This is a genomic window from Streptacidiphilus jeojiensis, from assembly GCF_042510965.1.
In the GTDB taxonomy this organism is placed as follows: domain Bacteria; phylum Actinomycetota; class Actinomycetes; order Streptomycetales; family Streptomycetaceae; genus Streptacidiphilus; species Streptacidiphilus jeojiensis.
This window is the reverse complement of the sequence record NZ_JBEUKS010000006.1, coordinates 47,847-62,924: the sequence shown is the minus strand read 5'-3', so window position 1 is coordinate 62,924 and position 15,078 is coordinate 47,847. Positions and strand designations below refer to the sequence as shown.

The 15,078-nt window shown below is 71.9% G+C and carries 10 protein-coding genes; 7 read left to right on the top strand and 3 right to left on the bottom strand.

All coding sequences use genetic code 11. The features are described 5' to 3' along the window. Positions 1-156: 156 nt before the first annotated feature. Positions 157-2,163, top strand: a complete 2,007-nt coding sequence (locus ABUW04_RS17885) for a LamG-like jellyroll fold domain-containing protein (RefSeq protein WP_380565692.1) — start codon at positions 157-159, stop codon at positions 2,161-2,163. Here the strand turns inward: ABUW04_RS17885 and ABUW04_RS17880 are convergent. Continuing rightward, positions 2,150-2,848 (bottom strand): pyridoxamine 5'-phosphate oxidase family protein, encoded by a 699-nt coding sequence (locus tag ABUW04_RS17880; RefSeq protein WP_380565691.1) that lies wholly within the window; start codon positions 2,846-2,848, stop codon positions 2,150-2,152. The two genes, ABUW04_RS17885 and ABUW04_RS17880, sit on opposite strands and share 14 nt — an antisense overlap. Positions 2,849-3,081: 233 nt before the next feature. On the opposite strand from ABUW04_RS17880, the gene ABUW04_RS17875 reads away from it, so the two are divergent. From ABUW04_RS17875 to ABUW04_RS17860, 4 genes are all read left to right on the top strand, one after another. Beyond that, positions 3,082-4,764 (top strand): hypothetical protein, encoded by a 1,683-nt coding sequence (locus ABUW04_RS17875; protein WP_380565690.1) that lies wholly within the window; start codon positions 3,082-3,084, stop codon positions 4,762-4,764. Between the two features lie 226 nt (positions 4,765-4,990). Next, positions 4,991-6,376: a PP2C family protein-serine/threonine phosphatase gene (locus ABUW04_RS17870; RefSeq protein WP_380565689.1), complete on the top strand. Its 1,386-nt coding sequence runs from the start codon at positions 4,991-4,993 to the stop codon at positions 6,374-6,376. 80 nt (positions 6,377-6,456) lie between these two features. Further along, entirely contained in the window at positions 6,457-7,338 is an 882-nt protein-coding gene (locus ABUW04_RS17865) for a DUF72 domain-containing protein (protein WP_380565688.1), read from the top strand. A gap of 182 nt (positions 7,339-7,520) precedes the next feature. Next, positions 7,521-9,230: a carbohydrate binding domain-containing protein gene (locus ABUW04_RS17860; RefSeq protein WP_380565687.1), complete on the top strand. Its 1,710-nt coding sequence runs from the start codon at positions 7,521-7,523 to the stop codon at positions 9,228-9,230. A gap of 55 nt (positions 9,231-9,285) precedes the next feature. Here ABUW04_RS17860 and ABUW04_RS17855 read toward each other — a convergent pair whose 3' ends face one another. Continuing rightward, on the bottom strand, positions 9,286-11,301 hold the full coding sequence (locus ABUW04_RS17855; RefSeq protein ID WP_380565686.1) for a DUF2264 domain-containing protein: 2,016 nt from the start codon (positions 11,299-11,301) through the stop codon (positions 9,286-9,288). Then, positions 11,298-12,326: a LacI family DNA-binding transcriptional regulator gene (locus ABUW04_RS17850; protein ID WP_084714694.1), complete on the bottom strand. Its 1,029-nt coding sequence runs from the start codon at positions 12,324-12,326 to the stop codon at positions 11,298-11,300. The genes ABUW04_RS17855 and ABUW04_RS17850 overlap by 4 nt, the downstream gene beginning before the upstream one ends. 238 nt (positions 12,327-12,564) lie before the next feature. Between ABUW04_RS17850 and ABUW04_RS17845 the strand changes: the two genes are divergently transcribed. Beyond that, positions 12,565-14,055 carry an ABC transporter substrate-binding protein gene (locus tag ABUW04_RS17845; RefSeq protein WP_380565685.1) on the top strand — a complete coding sequence of 497 codons (1,491 nt, stop codon included), beginning with the start codon at positions 12,565-12,567 and terminating at the stop codon, positions 14,053-14,055. 11 nt (positions 14,056-14,066) lie between these two features. Beyond that, positions 14,067-15,074, top strand: a complete 1,008-nt coding sequence (locus ABUW04_RS17840; protein WP_380565684.1) for a carbohydrate ABC transporter permease — start codon at positions 14,067-14,069, stop codon at positions 15,072-15,074. Positions 15,075-15,078 lie beyond the last annotated feature (4 nt).

Sequence of the window (15,078 nt, the reverse complement as noted above, 5' to 3'; positions counted from 1 at the left end):
GCTGACCGGACCAGATCAGCGCCGCCCCTGCAGCGCGGTGCGGGTGGGGGTGCTGTTGGGGGAGTGTTCGACCGCCGGTACCCGGCGCGCGGGTCCGGCGTACCCGGGGCGTCCCTAGCGTGACTCCGTTCGAATACTCGGCACATTGGAGCGGACATGCACAGCACTCCTGGGGACGACCAGCACGCGGCCGACTGCGGCTGCCCCCGCACCGCTGACCTCGACGGCGACGGCATCGCCGCGTCCAGCCGCCGCACCTTCCTGCACCGGGCCGGTGCGCTCGGCGCCGGGGCCGCGGCCGCGGGGCTGCTCACCGAGACCCCCGCGTACGCTTCGACCGGCGGAGCCGGGAAGGGCAACGGCGGTGGCGCGGACGACGACCCGTACGGTCTGACCACGATGGTGCCCGCCCCGCGCGGGACCTGGAGCCCGGACCCGGAGAACCCCCGCTTCACCGTCGTCGTGATGCCCGACACCCAGTACATGTTCGACGAGGACCGGATCCACCCGGTGCCCATGGAGGCCTCGTTCCGCTACGTCCTGGACCCGGCCGGCCGGGCCGGCGGCCCCGACGAGAACATCGTCTTCCTGGCGCACCTCGGCGACGTGACCAACAACGGTCTCGCCGAGGAGTACGCCGCCGCCACCAAGGTGTTCGACCTGCTCGACCGGGCCGGGGCCGCGTACGGCGTGCTGGCCGGCAACCACGACGTGTCCGGCACCGACCAGCGCGGCAGCACCCCGTACCTGGACACCTTCGGCCCGGCCCGGGCCAGGAGGACGCCGGGCTACCACTCCTCCAGCCCGGACGGCTACAACACCGCCCACGTCTTCACCGGTGGCGGCCGCAAGTGGATGCTGCTGTCGCTGGACTGGCGGCTGTCGGAGCAGGGCTTCGCCTGGGCCAACGCCGTCATCGCCGACAACCCGACGCTGCCGGTGATCGTGACGACCCATGAGATCGTCGGCGCCGACGAGGACGGCGCGGCAAGCCTGTCCGCCTACGGGCAGCAGCTGTGGGACGGACTGATCAAGGACAACGACCAGATCTTCCTCACCCTCAACGGCCACTACTGGCCGCCCGGCAGCACCGTGCTGAAGAACAGCGCCGGCAACGACGTGCAGCTGCACATCACCAACTACCAGGACCGGTACTACGGCGGCGCCGGCATGATCCGCTCGTACCGCTTCGACCTCAACCGCGGCATGGTCGACATCGCCACCTTCTCCCCGTGGATCCGCGAGCTGGTGGAGAAGGACGAGGCCAACGCCCTCGCCGCGCAGGAGCTCGAACTCACCTCCAAGGTCGACTACTTCTCCATGGAGATCGACTTCGACCAGCGCTTCGCCGGCTTCGCACCGGTCCCGGCCCGCAAGGCCCGACCGGCCCGGCGGATGCTGCTGCCCGGCACCCTCGCCTACTGGCGCTTCGACGACGGCGGGGCGGCCGGCAGCGACGTGGCCGCGGACACGGTCATCAAGGACCAGACCGGGAAGGGCAACGACCTGGTGCTGCGCAGCGCCCCGGGCACCCCGGCGCACTCGCTCAGCTGGACCGCGGACCACCACCCCGACCAGCCCGCCCACGCCGGCCTGGTCTTCGCCGGCCAGGGCAACCCGGTCAGCGGCTCGTACCTGCAGACGGTCGACCAGGCGCCGATCAACGGCGAGACCTTCGCCCACGGCTACACCTTCGAGGCGTTCTTCAAGGTGCCCTCCGACTGGGACGGCGGCCGCAACGGCTGGTCGGCGATGCTCAGCCGGGCCGGCAGCGCCGGGCAGGCGGGCAAGAACGGCCCCACCGCCACCGCGGAGGAGCCCATCCTCACCCTCAGCCTGTCCAGCTCCATCGAACTGCAGTGGAACGTCTACCCGTTGAACCAGAACGGGGCCACCACCGCCTGGAGCCACCTGTTGCAGCAGGAGCAGTGGTGGCACGTCGCCGTGGTCAACGACGGCCGGATCAGCAAGCTCTACGTCAACGGCTGCGAGGAGGGCCGCAACCCCACCAGCACCGCCGTCGGACTGACCGCCCTCGGCATGCCGTTCCTGCTCGGCGGCTACCAGTGGGCCGGCGCCATCAACCAGGTCTTCCACGGCACCATCGGTGACGTCCGGATCACCGGGCGGGCGCTGACGCCCGGTCAGTTCATGAACGCCTGACCGGATCGGGCGCGCGGTGGCCCGAACCCCGCTCCACGGGTTCGGGCTGCTGCGGCTGGCCGTCCGCGGCCGCGATCCGCTGCTCGGCCGCCGCACCGAACCAGTCCCCGCCCTTGCGCCGCACGTCGTCCGTGCCCCAGGCCCGGCCGCCGCTCGGCAGTTTCGCCAACCGCGGGATGTGCTTGGAGCAGTGGATGTACGCCTCCTGGACCGACACCTCGACCCAGATCCTGGGGCGGCGGCCGGGCACCGGGTCGACCGGCAGATCCGGATGCTCCGAACGCATCTGGTCGTCCTGCACCAGCCGGACCGTGCCGTTGACGTGCAGTCCGATCCGGTGCACGTCGAAGTCCAGGAACAGCAGCCCGATATGGGCGTTCTCGCTGCAGTTCCCCAGGCTCGCCATCACCCCGTTCCCCCGGTAGTCGGGGTAGGCCAGCGAGGTGTCCCCGAGCACCTGGACGAACCCCGGCGGCCCGGCCCGGAACGAGCAGTCGCACTCCCCCTCGCCGTCGGCGGTCGCCACGAAAACCATCTCCTGCCAGGAGACGAACTCCCGCATCCGCGGGTTGAGGTGGTCCAGCACCTGGTCGCGGTAGAAGGCCCCGGCCCGCTCGGCGGTGCCGAACTCCCACTGCAACAGGTGCTCCCCGATCGAGCCCTTCCCTGACAGCTGGTCGTCCACTGGAGTCCCCCTCCGTCCGACGGTCCTCTTCCTCTGTCGCTCATCCGTACCCGGAACGAGCCAGGATCCATCCCGAATCGGGGTCTGTTCAGGGACAAATCGGCATATGCGCGCTTGATGCCGTCCGCACCGGACTGATGGCCCTCAGAGCGGACCCGCTCTGGCCGATCGGGCGCGAGCGGCGGCCATTCCGCGCTCAGCCCGCAGACAGCCGGTAGCCCCATAATGCCGGGATGACGATCATCCCGGTCTCCCCGGCAGATGTGCCCGCAAGACCCTGGCTTGCCGCCGACGCAGGACGCTGGGCCACCATCAGTGTTCCTCTCTGGGCCCGACCGCTGGGTCCGGCACTGTTGCTGTTCGGGTCCGTGGTCGCGGCGATGGTGTTCTCGCCGGCCTGCCCGGCGTGCTCGGTGACGGCGCCCTGCACGACGGACTGGCTCGACGCGGTCGGGACTATGGCCTTTCTGCCGCATCTGCTGTGGCTGTTCCTGCTTCCCGAACTGGCCGTCGTCTCCGCGCCGCTGTTGCTGCTGTGGATGACAGAACCGTCCACCTGGCAGGGCGGCGCGGGCGAGAAGATCGCGGACACCGTCGTGGTGGTGGCACTCTGCTGGGGCTGGGCAGCCATGGCAACCCGGCTGCGGACCAGGCGGAAGGCACGCTCGGCGGTGCACGACGCGGCCGGCGGCATCACCGCCTCCGCCCCGGCGCCGGGCGGGCCGCGGGTGCGCCAGGGTCTGATCCGCTGGGTCGCCGGTGCACTGGCCTGCACGGTGGCCGCCGTCCTGATCGCGGGCATCGTCCTGGACGACCGTGCCGACGACCGCAAGGCCGCTGCGGCCACCGCGCAGGACGCCCGCGTGGTGGCGGTCGACAACGACGACTACACCCTCACCGTCCGCCTGCCCGACGGCACTCGGCACCGATTCGACGTGCAGGGCAGCTACCGGAACGGCAGCACCGTGCGGGTGCTGGTGCACGGCGACTGGATGCGGCTGGCCTCCGAGCCCTACGGCGACCCCACCGACCGTCAGGTGGTCGCCCTCCTCTGCGCCGCCCTCGGCCTGACCCTGCTCGGCTGGGGCCTGCTCGCCCACCGACGCGATGCCGCGCTGCGCCGTGGCCCGGTGCCGGTGCTGCGCGTGCTGACCCGCCGCAACCACGGCCGCACCGAGATATTCGCGGCGGACGACACCGACGCCCTGCACCCCGTGCTGAACTACCAGCCGCACGACGGGCAGTGGACCTCACTCCGGCAGGGGCTGCTCTACGGGGCGCCGTGCGGGGGTGCTGCGTTGGTGCTGGCGAGCGCGACGGAGGCCGGACAGTGGCTCGTCGAGGTGAACATCTCCGCGATACGACGAGGTGCCGCCGCCGACTCCTACGCTCGCACCGCCGAACGCGAGGCCGCGCCCAGCATCGTCACCGAGGCCCAGGTCCAGCAGGCCCTCGCCGCCATGGCACCGGCGAGCGGACCGGTGCGCCGGCAGGCGGATGCGGCGACCCGCGCAGTCGCGGCACTCACCCTGCTGATATCCGGCGCGGTCGTCGCCCTGATGGTGGCCTCCAGGTGGTGGACCCTGATCCTCTGGGTGCCGTTGCTGTGCTCCGGGGCGGTGGCCTGCCTCCAGGTGATCAGCTGGCGGATCACCGCGGACGCCTTCGGACTGCGCATTCGCAGGATGTGGCATGGACACCGGGTTCCCTGGGCCGATGTCACAGGCGTCGTCTTCACCGGGAAGAACGAACTCACCATCTCCTGCCGCACCGGGATCGACGACGTCCGGGTCGGTCGCGTCGCCGTCCCCCGGCTGGACCGCCTGCTCCGGCGGCCCACCGTCGGCGAGCGCGCCGCCGTCGAGATCAGTGCCATGGTGCTGGAGCCGGGGCTCCGGCCGACGGACACGGTGTGAGACTGCGCGGTCACCGTCGTCGCACCTGCATCAGGCGTCACTTCCGCGCTGCCGCGGCGGAGGCGGCGGGTGTGCGAAATTGTGGGTTTGTTGGCGGCCGAGTTGCCTCTGCGGCGACATAGGATCTCCGTGTATCGACGTCGGCTGCCACGTTTCCGGGATGCGTGAAGGGTCTCAGGGTCCGATGATTGTTCTTTCGGGACGGGGATCGGACCAGGGAGGCGGGGTGCGTTCCGAGGGATCGGGCGCCGGCCCGGGCAACGGTGAAGCGGTGCGGGCCTCGGCGGCCCCCGGCACCGGCGACCTGCGCGATCTGCTGGCCGAGCGTGAGCGGCTGGTGCTGCTGAACGAGGCATCCGAACGCATCGGCACCTCGCTGGACCTGGAGGCCACCTGCGCCGAACTGGCCAGGTTCGCGGTGCCCCGGTTCGCGGATCTGGCGAGCGTGGAGATCCTGCCCCCCGAGGCGCTCCCGGCCGGACTGACCTTGAGCTCGGGTCCGCTGCGTGCGCAGCGGACCGCCCTGGAGGCGGTCCCGGCGCTGCGCCTCGGCCCGGAGGCCCCGGCACCGGTCGGTACCTGGGTGCGGCACCAGCCGGAGTGTCCGACATCACAGTGCCTGGAGAGCGGCCTGGTCCTGCTGGACAACCGGCACAGCGGCAGCGCCCCCGGCGACGGGGCGCCCGCCGAGGTCTTCTCCTGCGAGATCGACGCGGGCGCTGCCGGTGGCAGGTCGGTGCTGCTGGTCCCGCTGCGGGCCCGGGGGCAGCTCATCGGGGTCCTCTCGCTGCTCCGGTCCGCGCACGGGGTGTCCTTCGTGCCCTTCGGGGAGGACCACGCGATGATCCAGGCCGTCGCCGACCGGGCCGCGCGGAGCATCGACAACGCCCGCCGCCATGCGCTGGCCCAGGACCTGACCATGGAGCTGCAGCGCGCCCTGCTGGCGGAGCCGGGCAGCCCGCACGCCAACCTGGAGCTGGCCTCGCGCTACCTGCCCTGCGGCACCTCCGCGATGGTCGGCGGCGACTGGTTCGAGACCATCCGGCTGTCCTTCGGACGCACCCTGCTGGTCATCGGCGACGTCATGGGCCACGGGGTCGAGGCGGCCGTGGACATGAGCGCCTACCGCACCCTGCTGCGCTACGTCGCGGCCACCGACCTGCCGCCGCACCGCATCCTGCGGCAGCTGGACCACCTCACCTCGCAGAGCGACGCCACCCGCCCCGCCACCTGCCTGCTCGCCCTGGTCGAGCCCGCGCGCCACCGGGCCACCTTCGCCAGCGCCGGGCATCTGCCGCCCACCCTGCTGCGGCCCGCCGGGCCGGCGCAGCTGCTCTCGGTGCCCACCGGCCCCCCGTTGGGGACCGGCCTGGGCGACTACGAGGCGGTGGTCCACCCGCTGGACCCCGGGCAGGTGCTGCTGCTCTACACCGACGGTCTGGTCGAGCGCCGCACCGAGGACATCGACGCCTCGCTGGCCAGGCTCACCCGGCTGCAACGCCCGCGCAGCGGCACACCCCTGGAGCAACTGCTGGACCAGGTCCTGGCCGACGTCACCCCCGCCGTCCCCGACGACGACATCGCCGTCCTGGCCGCCCGCATCCAGGACTGAGCCGGTCGACCCGCCGGGCCCGGGCGCCGCACCGCGTGCAGGGCATGTTCGAGCACTGGGCCTGCACTAGGCTGACGGGCATGAAACTCCACGTCGGATGTGCGATGTGGACGCACGCCGCCTGGCAGGGCAGCCTGCTGCCGCACCCGCTCCCGCCCCGGGAACGGCTGCGCGCGTACGCGAGTTGGTGCAACGCGGTGGAGGGCAACACCACCTTCTACGCCACGCCGTCCGCGGCCACGGCCGCCTCCTGGGCCGAGCAGACCGCACCGGACTTCCGGTTCCTGCTCAAGCTGCCCAAGCAGATCACCCATGAGCGCCGGCTGGCCGACACCGACGGCCTGCTGCGCTCCTTCCTGGACGTGGTCGAGCCGCTCGGTCCGCGGGTGCACGCGCTGTGGGTGCAACTGCCGGCGTCCTTCGGCCCGTCGGACCTCGGCACGCTGGCCGCGTTCCTGCACCGGGTACCGCGCGGGCTCCGCTGCACGGTCGAGGTGCGGCACCCGGCGTTCTTCGAGGACCCGCGCTGGGAACGGCGGTTGGAGGGGGTCCTGAACGACGTCGGCGCCGAGTGGACCTCGTTCGACACCACCGACCTGTTCGCGGCCCCGCCCAGCAGCGCGGCGGAGCTGGAGGCCTGGCAGAAGAAGCCCCGACTCCCGCGCAGGTCACGGGCGTTGACCGAGCACCCGGTGGTCCGCTACATCGGCAGGGACCAGCTCGGACGGGAGCAGCTCGGACGGGACGGCGCGCAGCCCACCGCGGCGGGCTGGCGCCACTGGACCGGCACGGTGGCCGACTGGCTGCGCGAGGGCCGCTCCCCCACGGTGTTCCTGCACACCCCGGACAACGAGCAGGCGCTCTCCCTCGCCCGCCGCTTCCACGACGGCGTCAGCAGTCTGGTCCCCGGGCTCGAACCGCTCCCCGAGCCGGTCCCCACCGGCCCGCCGACGCTCTTCTGACAGCCGACGAATCGTCATCTGCTGGTACCGCACTGGGAGTTGCCTGGCAGTCCAGGAATTTGGTCTAGTCCTCTTGACGTGGACCCGCACAGGTTGTTTGGTATGTACCAACGCCAGGCCTGCGCCGCACGACCCCCACACCCCCACGCCCGACGGGGCATCCCCCGAAAGGGATCACTGTCATGCACCTGGCAAAGCTTGCAGCTTCCGCCTGCGCTCTCGCGCTCACGACCGCCGGCGCGGTCGTCGCTCTGGCCCCCACCAGCAGCGCCGCCACGGGCAGCGTCTACTCCGTGGCCCCCTACGTCGACATGTCCAACGGCCAGGAGGGCATGCTCGACACCGCCATCACCGGACACGGCCTCAAGGCCTACACCGCGGCCTTCGTGCTCGGCGAGGGCTGTACCCAGATCTGGGGCGACACCCTCCCCATCGGCGCCGACTCCTACACCGACCCGCTGATCGCCAAGGCGAAGTCCGAGGGCGCCTCCGTGATCGTCTCCTCCGGCGGCTCCGCCGGCGAGCCGCTCGCCTGGACCTGCTCCACCCAGAGCAGCATCGACGCCGGGTACCAGGCCATCATCAACGACTACGGGGTCAGCCAGCTGGACTTCGACGTCGAGGGCGCCGCGGTCGCGGACACCGCCGCCGCGGCCCGGCAGATGCAGGCGATGAAGGACCTCAAGGCGTCCAACCCCGGCCTGCAGTTCTCGATGACCCTGCCGGTGCTGGCCAGCGGGCTGACCAACGACGGCATCAACATCCTCAAGGCCGCCAAGACCGCGGGCATCAAGATCGACGTGGTCAACATCATGACCATGGACTACTACTCCGGCACCGGCACCGAGATGGGCCAGGGCTCGGTCGCCGCCGCCCAGGCCACGCTGGCGCAGATGCAGGCCGTCGACTCCAGCTACACCTACGCCAACCTCGGGATCACCCCGATGATCGGCAAGAACGACGACGGCTCGACCTTCACCCTCGCCGACGCCCAGACGGTGGAGAGCTTCGCCGTGCAGCACAGCGTCGGACGGCTGGCGTTCTGGTCGGTCGACCGCGACCAGCCCTGCAGCGGCACCGCCAACTCGCTGTCCACCTGCAGCGAGATCAGCCAGAACAGCCTGGCCTTCACGGACGCGTTCGTACCGTACGAGGGCAGCTCGGGCGGCGGTGGCGGCACCACCACCAGTGACTTCTCGCTCGCCGTCTCACCGGGCTCGGCGTCGGTCGCCCAGGGCGGCTCCGCCACCGCGACGGTCTCCACGGCGGTCACCTCCGGCAGCGCCGAGTCGGTCAGCCTCTCCGCGTCCGGTGCGCCTTCCGGCGTCACCGTCTCGCTCAGCCCGACCTCCGTCTCCTCCGGCGGCAGTTCGACGCTGACGGCGACGGTGGGCTCGTCCGTGGCCGCGGGCAGCTACCCGATCACGGTCACTGGCACCGCCTCCACCGGCAGCCACAGCGCGACCTACACCCTGACCGTCACCAGCACCACCTCCGGCGGCGGCGGTGGCGGCTCGCTGACCAACGCCGGCTTCGAGACCGGCAGCCTCAGCCCGTGGACCTGCGCCGCCGGCAGCGCGGTGGTCTCCAGCCCGGTCCACTCCGGCAGCCACGCCCTGCAGGTCGTGCCCAGCGCCAGCAGCACCGGCGAGTGCGACCAGACGGTCACCCTGTCCCCCAACCACACCTACACCCTGACCGGCTGGGTCCAGGGCCCCTACGCCTACATCGGCGTCAGCGGCGGCGCCAGCGCCAGCACCTGGTCCAACAGCACCAGTTGGAACCAGCTGTCGACCTCCTTCACCACCGGCAGCAGCGGCACCGTCACCGTCTTCGTCCACGGCTGGTACGGCCAGGCCAACGTCTACGCGGACGACTTCACCCTCGGCTAGGCAGCCGGCCGGGCACCGGCACCACCCGCGCAGGTCCCGCCTGTCCCCGCCGTGCTCACTGCGGCGGGGACAGGCGCACGCTGTCCCTCCTGCCGTCGCCCCAACCGACGGTGGCGAGCAGCGCACCGTCCTCGGCTGACGTGACGTCGACCAGCAGCCCCTCGGCGGTGTCCGGCCCTGCCGCCGTGCCGGAGAGGCAGACCAGCGCGGCATACAGCTCGCCGGGGACGACCGCGCCCGAGGTGGCCAGCCACGGCGTCGCGGAGTGCCGCCCGAGGGCGTTGGCGTCGCGGGCCCCGGCCACACCCGCCCGGTCGAAGCCGCGCAGGCCGACCACGGTGGAGGCCACGCCGTCGGACCGGCGCAGCCAGGCAGCGGCGTCGGGGCCGGGATCGGCGGAGGTCTGCGCCGACAGCGGCGCGTCGTCCGCGAGGCAGTACCCGCCCACGCGCAGCCGCAGTGGCTGGTCCGCGGCGCCGTCCACCCGGACCAGCCGGACTTCGAGCGGCCCGTGCAGCACCGAGGCAGTGGTGATCCACGGTCCGTCCCGGAACGCGGGTGCGGCGGGCCCGTCCGCGTAGGGCGCCGGCACCGGTCCGAGCGGCCAGTGGGCCCGGTGCCGGGAGGACGCGACCTGCTCGTCCAGTTGGAGCCGGGTCAGCGGGCGGCGGTGGGACGGGCGTCCGGTTCGGTCGAGCAGGGCTACGTGCGAGTCCAGGGGGTCGTTCAGGGCCTCGTCGCCGCTGTCGGGGAAGGCGTGGGTGGAGTAGCACAGCCGCGCGTACGCCGGGTCGTCGGCCTCGGCCGCCGGCGGCCCCGACCCGGCGTGGTCGCTGCCGTGGTTGACCACCCGGACCACCCCGTCGGCGGCGGTCCCGTTGACCAGCCAGCCCGGGGCGGCCAGTCGGCGGCGGAAGTCGCCCTCCTCGATCGGCAGCGGCAGTTCCGCCTCGGTCCACACCGGGTGGTCCCGGGGCAGCACCAGCCCGGCGAAGCCCTTGCTGGACCAGTACGGCGAGCCCGGCCCTGAGTACGGCTGCCGCAGCGCGGTGAACTCGCGGTGCCAGCCCAGGGGTTGCAGACCACGCGGGTCGAAGGCGCCCCGTTCCGCGAAGTGTCGCAGCGTGCCGCTGGCCAGACGCCGGGTCAGCCCCGGCTTCAGCGGGGTGGCGTCGAAGACCGCGCCGACCCACAGCGGGCACAGGGTCGCATAACGGTACGTCAGCGACCGTCCCTGGAGCAGCGGCCTGCCCTCCGCGCCGACCAGGAACGGTGCGTCGTCGAGGTAGCGGCGCAGCCGCTCGCGGTAGCGGGGCAGCAGCGCGGGGTCCGCGTCGGCGCCGGAGACGCGGCAGTACCAGAGCGGGTAGTACTGCATGGCCCAGCCGGAGTAGTGGTCGAAGTTCCGCAGGCCGCGCCCCGACTGCGGGCCGTCCGACTGCGGGCCGTCCGACTCCCGGTGGCCGCCGTCGGAGTACCAGCCGTGGCCGGCGTACCAGTGCTCGGTGCGGGCCACGGCGTGCTCGATGTCCGGCTCGTGGAACGGCGCGCCGACCGAGCGCAGGAAGGCCGAGGTGACGGCGCGGAACCAGACCCAGTTGTTGTCGGGGACCTCGGTGCCGTGCATCGCGGTCATCCACTCGACGATCCGCTGCCGCACCCGGTCGTCGAGCCGGTCCCAGATCCAGGGCCGGGACTCGTGCAGGGCGATGGCCACCGAGGCGCACTCCACCTTGGCCTGGCCGCACGCGTCCAGCAGCGGCCAGGCGTCCTCCGCGGCCGGGTCGGAGCCGGCGGCCAGCCCCTCGGCGTACCACTCGGCGAGGCCTGCGGGGTCGTCGTCGCCCCCCTGGGCCAGTCGGAACCCGGCCAGCAGGAAGGTGCGGGCGAAGCCTTCGAGCCCGTCGCTGCGGCGTCCGTTGCGGCTGGCCGGGCCCAGCGGTTCGACCAGTCCGTGACGCCGCGTCGCGAACGGCCGCACCGCCAGGAGTTGACGGTCCGCCAGTTCCTCCCAGTGGGCCCGGGTCCACCCGGTGTACGGGGAGGTCCGACGGTCGTCGCCGGGTATCACGGGGTTCCCTTTCCGGAGAGGCGGGCCGGCGGTGCCACCGACTGCCGGACGACGATGTGCGAGCCGAGCATCACGTGCCGGCGCGGCGGGTCCCCGGCCCGCCGGTGCAACGCCAGCCGGGTGGCGGACCGGCCCAGTTCCTGCTGCGGCACGTGCACGGTGGTGAGGCCGGGGTAGACGTCCTCGGCCAGCGGAATGTCGTCGAAACCGACGACGGACACGTCGTCGGGCACGGAGCGCCCCAGGTCGCGGGCGGCGGCGACGGCGCCGGCCGCGCTCATGTCGTTGGCGCAGAAGACCGCGGTGGCATCGGTGCCGGTGAGCAGGGTGCGGGCGGCGGCGTATCCCGTCTCCCGGGTCATGTCGCTGCTCGCGATCAGGGCGGGGTCGGGTTCGATGCCGTAGGCCCGCAGCGCGCGCTCGTAGCCGTGCAGGCGCTGCCGAGCGACGCTGAACTCGTGCGGTCCGGCCAGGTGCGCGACCCGGGTGTGGCCGGCGGAGAGCAGGTGGTTGGTGGCGGCGAACGCTCCCCCCTCCACGTCGCTCTCGACCACGTCGATCGGAGCGTCGGGCCCGGCCCAGGAGCGTCCGCAGAGCACCATGCGCGCCCCGGCGCGGTCCAGCGCCTCGGCGGCTGCGGCGAGTTGGCCGAGGTGCTGCTCGCCCTCGGCCATGCCGCCGACCAGGATCACCGCCTCCACCCCCCGGGCGCGCAGCAGTTCGATGACGGAGAGCTCGCGCTCGGGGACGCCCTGGGTGGAGCAGACGATGCAGACCCGGCCGTCGGCCATGGCCTGCTCCTCGACTCCGGAGGCGACGTTCATGAAGAACGGCGAGGTGATGTCGTTGACCACCACCGCGACCAGTCCGGACCTGGCGTTCAGCGAGCGCGCATTGGCGTTGACGACGTAGTCGAGCGCCTCGACGGCCTTCATCACCCGTTCCTGGGTCTCCGGCGGCGCGGTGTAGGAGCCGCTGAGGATGCGGGAGACCGTGGCGACCGAGACCTGCGCGCGCTCCGCCACGTCGCGGATGGTCGGCCGCCCGCTCGAGCTGCGGCCACGTGCCATGGTTCTGCCCTCCGGTACGAGTGGATCGTGTAACGCGGATGCAAACGTTACACAGGATGACCCTCTCCGACTACACCCACTCGCGAATTCTGCGCGGAGTATTGACGGCTCTCCAGGCAGGACCTAGCGTCCCGTCACTGTAAACGTTTCCATGAACGTTACATCGTCTTCCCCTCACGGAAGGTCCATGCAGATGACCGCCTCGCCCCTGTCCAGAAGAACCTTCCTGCGCGGCTCGGCACTCGCCGCCGGCGCGGTCGCCGCCGGCGGTGCGCTCAGCGCCTGCGGATCGAGCGGATCCGGCTCCGGCAGCGGCTCCGGGCTGGCCTACTGGGACTGGTACGTCACCCAGGCGCCCTGGGTCGACGGGGAGATCTCCCGCTTCCAGAAGGCCCATGCGGGCGTGACCGTCAAGAAGACCACCCAGGTCTCCGCCAAGTACGCCGACCTGGTCGCCCTCGCCTACCGCAGCGGCTCCACCCCGGACGTGTTCATGGTCCCGCAGAGCCCCGGACTGGCCGAGCAGGTGGACCGCGGCTGGCTGCTCCCGCTCGACCAGTGGGCCACCGCCTCCTGGCAGTCCCGCTTCCCGGCCGGCACCTTCATTGAAGGCGCCAACGTCTTCGGCGGCAAGGTCTACTCCGCCCCGCTCAAGGGCTCCGCCCCGCAGTACCAGCTCTACATCCACAACGGCGTGTTCAGGACCGCCGGGCTGACCAACCCGGACGGCAGCGTGAAGACGCCCACCACCTGGGACGAGGTCAGCGCCGCCGCCGACGCCATCACCAGGAAGTCCGGCGGTAAGACGTACGGCTTCGGTTTCGGCAACGGCGACAACATGGGACTGATGGCCTGGTGGCTGGACCTGTTCGTGCGCGGGGCCGGTGCCCCCGGCGGCGCTCCCAGCGGATCGGGCACCGGCCTGGACCTGCGCGTCGGCAGGTGGACCTACGCCAGCGACCGTTCCTACGCCGACTTCCTCGACCTGATGGTGCAGTGGAAGCAGCGCGGCTACTTCTACCCCGACTCGCTCAGCCTGTCCGACGAGGCGGCCCGCGCCTTCTTCGAGCGCGGCAGGTTCGGCATGACCGTCGGCGGGGTGTGGAACCAGCCCGAGTGGACCCAGCACAGGTTCACCGACTACAGCCTGGTCACCCTCCCCTCCCCCGGGGCGACACCGAAGGCCTTCTACTACGCCGACCCGGTCGGCACCGGCGCCTTCGCCGCGGTCTCCGCCAGGACCAAGCACCCGCAACAGGCCTTCCAGTGGGTGGACGCGCTGACCTCGCCCGCCGCCGGACGCCGCTGGGTGCAGGACCTCAACGGCGTCTCGGTCTACCCGGCCGACAACGCACCGGCCGGCATCGACTCCAAGCCCTTCGCTGCCTTCGTCGCCATGACGGCGCAGGAACTGACCGGCCCGGTGCCGGTGATCCGCAACCCCGACCTGGCCGGGGTCGCCCCGCAGGCCCCCAAGTCCGACATCGGCGACCTGGTCACCGGCGTCTACACCGGGCAGATCAAGGACCTGCAGTCGGCGCTGAGCAGCCTGGCCGGCGAGAAGGAGCAGCTCCTCTCCACCGCTGTGGCCGCAGTGGCCAAGGGCGGCAAGAAGGCCGCCATGACCGACTATGTGTTCGCCGACTGGGACCCGACCCGGCCGTACACCACAGCGAAGGCCTGAGCGGCGGCCCGATGACCCTCTCCGCTCCCGGGCTCCGGCGCAGGCCGGACCCCGCCGGTACGCCCGAGCCCGCTCCCGTCCGCCGCACCGGCCTGCGCCGGCGGGTGCGCGCGGCCGGCTGGTCCTACGCCTACCTCGCGCCGATGGCGGTGCTGGTACTGGCCTTCGTCGTCTACCCGATCTTCGCCTCGCTCGGCTACACCTTCTACCAGTGGAACGGCATCGGCAGCCCGTCGAACTTCGTGGGGCTGGCCAACTTCCGCCAGGTGCTGCACGACTCCATCTTCTGGGGCGCGGTCGAGCACACCTTCGTCTACGCGTTCGTGCTGGTCCCGGTGCAGCTGCTGATCGCGCTGATGCTGGCGCTGGTACTGAACAACCCCAGGCTGCGGTTCCGGATGTTCTTCCGCACCGTCTACTTCGTCCCGGTGGTCACCTCCGCCGCCGTGGTCGGCGTGGTGATGCAGCTGATGCTGTCCAACTTCGGCGACGCGGCCGGCAGCCTGTTCGCCGGGGCCGGGCTGACCGGCAGTCACATCGACTGGCTGGGCGACCCGCACACCGCGCTGGCGGTGGTCATCGCGATCGGCATCTGGCACACCCTCGGCTACAACCTGGTCTACTTCATGGCCGGGCTGCAGACCATCCCGGCCGAACTCTACGAGGCGGCCCGGATCGACGGCGCCGGGCCGGTCCGCTGCTTCTTCTCCATCACCCTGCCGATGCTGCGCCAGGTCGGCGTGGTCATCGTGGTGCTGGCGTTCATCGGCAGCTTCCAGGTGTTCGACCTGGTGCAGGTGCTCACCGGCGGCGGCCCCTACTTCGCTACCGAGGTCGTCAACACCTACATCTACCACCTGGCCTTCGGCGGCGGCTCCGGCTCCGGGGCGGTCCAGCCCGACGTCGGCCTGGCCTCCGCCGCCTCCTTCCTCTACGGCCTGCTGCTCATCCTCTTCTCCGCCGCGCAGGTGCTGGCCCTGCGCCGGCTGGGTCGGCGACGCGCGGGCTCAGCGCTGTGAAAGG

Bases quoted from the DNA above. Each gene is read 5' to 3' on its own strand.
- ABUW04_RS17845 (WP_380565685.1), top strand. From the start codon at position 12,565: ATGACCGCCTCGCCCCTGTCCAGAAGAACCTTCCTGCGCGGCTCGGCA.
- ABUW04_RS17865 (WP_380565688.1), top strand. From the start codon at position 6,457: ATGAAACTCCACGTCGGATGTGCGATGTGGACGCACGCCGCCTGGCAG.
- ABUW04_RS17860 (WP_380565687.1), top strand. From the start codon at position 7,521: ATGCACCTGGCAAAGCTTGCAGCTTCCGCCTGCGCTCTCGCGCTCACG.
- ABUW04_RS17840 (WP_380565684.1), top strand. From the start codon at position 14,067: ATGACCCTCTCCGCTCCCGGGCTCCGGCGCAGGCCGGACCCCGCCGGT.
- ABUW04_RS17875 (WP_380565690.1), top strand. From the start codon at position 3,082: ATGACGATCATCCCGGTCTCCCCGGCAGATGTGCCCGCAAGACCCTGG.
- ABUW04_RS17885 (WP_380565692.1), top strand. From the start codon at position 157: ATGCACAGCACTCCTGGGGACGACCAGCACGCGGCCGACTGCGGCTGC.